At 57.6% G+C, this 3,170-nt stretch carries 1 protein-coding gene and 2 pseudogenes; all 3 read left to right on the forward strand.

The features are described from left to right. A pseudogene (locus G113_RS19525) lies at positions 1 to 1,349 on the forward strand (DUF3458 domain-containing protein); the annotation flags it as partial. Between the two features lie 110 nt (positions 1,350 to 1,459). Continuing rightward, positions 1,460 to 1,681, forward strand: coding sequence for a DUF2835 domain-containing protein (locus tag G113_RS19530; protein WP_005911486.1), 222 nt, complete (start codon positions 1,460 to 1,462; stop codon positions 1,679 to 1,681). A gap of 272 nt (positions 1,682 to 1,953) precedes the next feature. After that, positions 1,954 to 3,170 (forward strand): annotated as a pseudogene (locus G113_RS19535) (NAD-glutamate dehydrogenase domain-containing protein); the annotation flags it as partial.

Raw genomic sequence — 3,170 nt, forward strand, 5'->3', positions numbered from 1 at the left:
CGATGAGATGCCTCGGCATCGACTTGAACCCGTTTCGCCGCTGGTACAATCAGTCGGTACCCCTGAACTCACTGTGACGGATGAGTACGATGCCGCCAGCGGCGTCTATCGCCTCCATGTGCGTCACGCACACGCCGCCGACTCCACGGATCCAGCCGCAAAAAACTGCCGCTGCACATTCCGCTCGACATCGAGTTGTATGACGAGAGCGGGGCTGGTCATCCCGCTGCAATATCAGGGCAAGGTCATTGGCCAGGTGCTCGACGTGCTGGAAGCGGAACAGTGCTTCGTCGTTTGACCATGTTGCTGCCAAACCCGTGGTCTCCCTGCTGCGTGACTTCTCCGCGCCGGTCAAGTTGCACTATGACTACAGCGACAGGGATCTTGCTTTCCTGATGCGCCATGCCCGCAACGAGTTTGCCCGCTGGGATGCCGCCCAGATGCTGATCAACAAGGCGGTGATCGCCAATGTGGCCGCTCATCAAAGGGGCCAAGAGGTGACGTTGTCAGCCGACTTGCTTGCCGCCTTCATTGCCATCCTGGACGATGCCGAGTTGGATCCCGCCCTCAAGGCCGAGATCCTGGCTCTGCCGGGGGAAGCTACCCTGGCAGAGCTGTTTGAGGTGGCCGACATCGACGCCATTCATGCCGTGCGTGGCGCCATCGGTACGGCCCTGGCCCAGGCATTTGGCGATCGTCTGCTCGCCAGTTATCAGAGCCTGTTGCTCGATGGGTATCGGGTGGTGCATGACGACATGGCCAAGCGGGCCCTCAAGGGGGTGGTGCTGGGTTATTTGGCGCGTCTGGATGGCACGCTGACCGACCGGCTGGTACGCCAGCAGTATCAAGGGGCGGACAACATGACAGATATCCTGACCGCCTTGCAGATTGCCAACCAGCATCTGCTGCCTTGCCGGACCGCACTCTTGGCCGATTTCGAAGGCAAGTGGGCCAAAGATGGCCTGGTGCTGGATAACTGGCTGCGTCTGGTCGGTGCCAAGCCCGCCTCCGATGTGCTGAGCGAGATCAAGCAGGCCATGGCCCATCCGACCTTCAGTATTCGTAACCCGAATAGATTGCGGGCGCTGATCGGCAGTTTTGCCATGGCGAATCAGGTGCAGTTCCATGCCAGAGATGGCGCGGGTTACCGTTTCCTGACCGATATATTGATTGAGCTCAACAGCATCAATCCCCAGGTGGCCTCGCGTCTCATCACCCCGCTTATCCAGTTCAAGCGACTGGATGAGGGACGCAAGAGTCTGATCCGCACCGAGCTGGCGCGGTTGCAGGCTTTGCCTGACCTGGCCCGTGATCTCTATGAAAAGGTGGCCAAGGCGCTGGCCCAGTAAGTCGTACAAGAACAAGCGGGCCGGGCGGATGTCCGGCCCGCTTGTTTGCGGCGAACCACCTTTTGCAGGGGCAGGCATGGTATTGAGCTGTGATCGAGGAGGATAGGGGAGTGAAACAATTTACCTTCAGGTTGAATCTGTCGCGAGATGAGATACTGCTGATGTACCAGGGTCATGCGAGACGCTTGGTCGTACGTTCCGAACAGGGACTGACCCTGGAGTTGGGGCTGGATAAAATCCGTCCTTTCGTCGACCAGGAAGGGGTTCGTGGTCGCTTTTTGCTCAAGACCCAGGACGATCATCGTTTTATCGGTCTGGAACGCATAAATTAACAAAAACCAAACACCAAACCGCGTAATTATCTGCTTTAAGTCACTAACTATCAGGTTAAAATGCATTTTGTCAGTGATATTTTCTGTTTTTTACGTCGCTGACAAAATATATGACAGCTTGAGCCGTGATCTGCCGCTAGTTTTTAACATTCCATTATCAGCTTTGCTCGCCTTCCTGGATCCGACCCATTACACTTCGCACAACTCTGTACCAGTGGGCATCCAGGGTGGATGTCTCTGTCGGTGATGTCGGTCCGATAAGGAATATAGCAATGGCATTGAAAGACGCCCCTACCTCAGTTCTGCTCGAAAACGTTCTCAACCTGATCCATCAAAAACTGCCTCAGAAGAGTGCCTCCCTGGTCGAGCGCTTCGTTGCCAAGTTCTATGGCAACATGGCGAGCGATGACCTGCATGATCGCAATGACAGCGACCTGTATGGCGCCGCCTTGAGCCTGTGGAATGCCCTCAATCAACGGGACAGCACGGCGCCCTATATCCGGGTCTACAACCCGGAGCTGACCCGTCACGGCTGGCAGTCACCGCACACCATAGTCGAAGTCATATTGCAGGATTCCCCATTCCTGGTAGATTCCATCCGCATGACCCTCAAGCGTCTCAACATCACGGCGCACATGATGCTGCATCAACCGCTGCACCTCATTCGCGGCAAGGACGGCAAGATAGAGGCCATTCTGGATCTGGAGCACACTGCGCAGCAGACGTCGGCCGAGACCGCCTTCCTCATCGAGATAGATCACCTGACCTCGGACGAACAGATGGCCGCCCTGGCCGCCGAACTCGATTCGGTTGCGGGGGAAGTGGCGCTGGCGGTGGGGGACTGGCAGCCTATGCTGGCGCGCCTCAACGAAATCATTGACGAGTTGCCGAGCCGCAACAGCCCGGTAAGCCAGGAAGAGGTGGGATCCACCGTTGCCTTCCTCAAGTGGGTCGCGGCCCATAACTTCACCCTGATGGGTTACCGCCGTTATGACGTCAAGGCGATAGAGGGGGATCACGAGATCCTGCCCCAATCCGACTCTAGCCTTGGCCTGATGAAGAACTCCATCAAGGATGAAGGCCAGCGTCTGGGCACCATGCCCGCCAGTGCCCGTCATGCTGCGCTCTCCAACCACCTGCTGATCCTGACCAAATCCAACAGCAAGTCCCGGGTCCATCGCCCGGCCTACGTGGATTACATCGGCATCAAGCGCTTTGACGAACATGGCAAGGTGATAGGTGAAGATCGCTTCATCGGTCTCTATGCCTCCTCCATCTACAACACCAGCGCCACCCAGATCCCGCTCATCAGCCATCGCCTCGAGCGCATCATGGCCGCCTCCGGCCACGAGAAAGGCTCCCACGCCTACAAGGCGCTGCTCAATGTGCTGGAAACCTATCCCCGCGATGAGCTGATCCAGGCCCGGGAAGAGGAGCTGCTTGCCACCGGGCAAGGGGTGCTGGCGATGCAGGAGCGCGACATGCTGCG

Source organism: Aeromonas molluscorum 848 (genome assembly GCF_000388115.1).
Taxonomy (GTDB): Bacteria; Pseudomonadota; Gammaproteobacteria; order Enterobacterales; family Aeromonadaceae; genus Aeromonas; species Aeromonas molluscorum.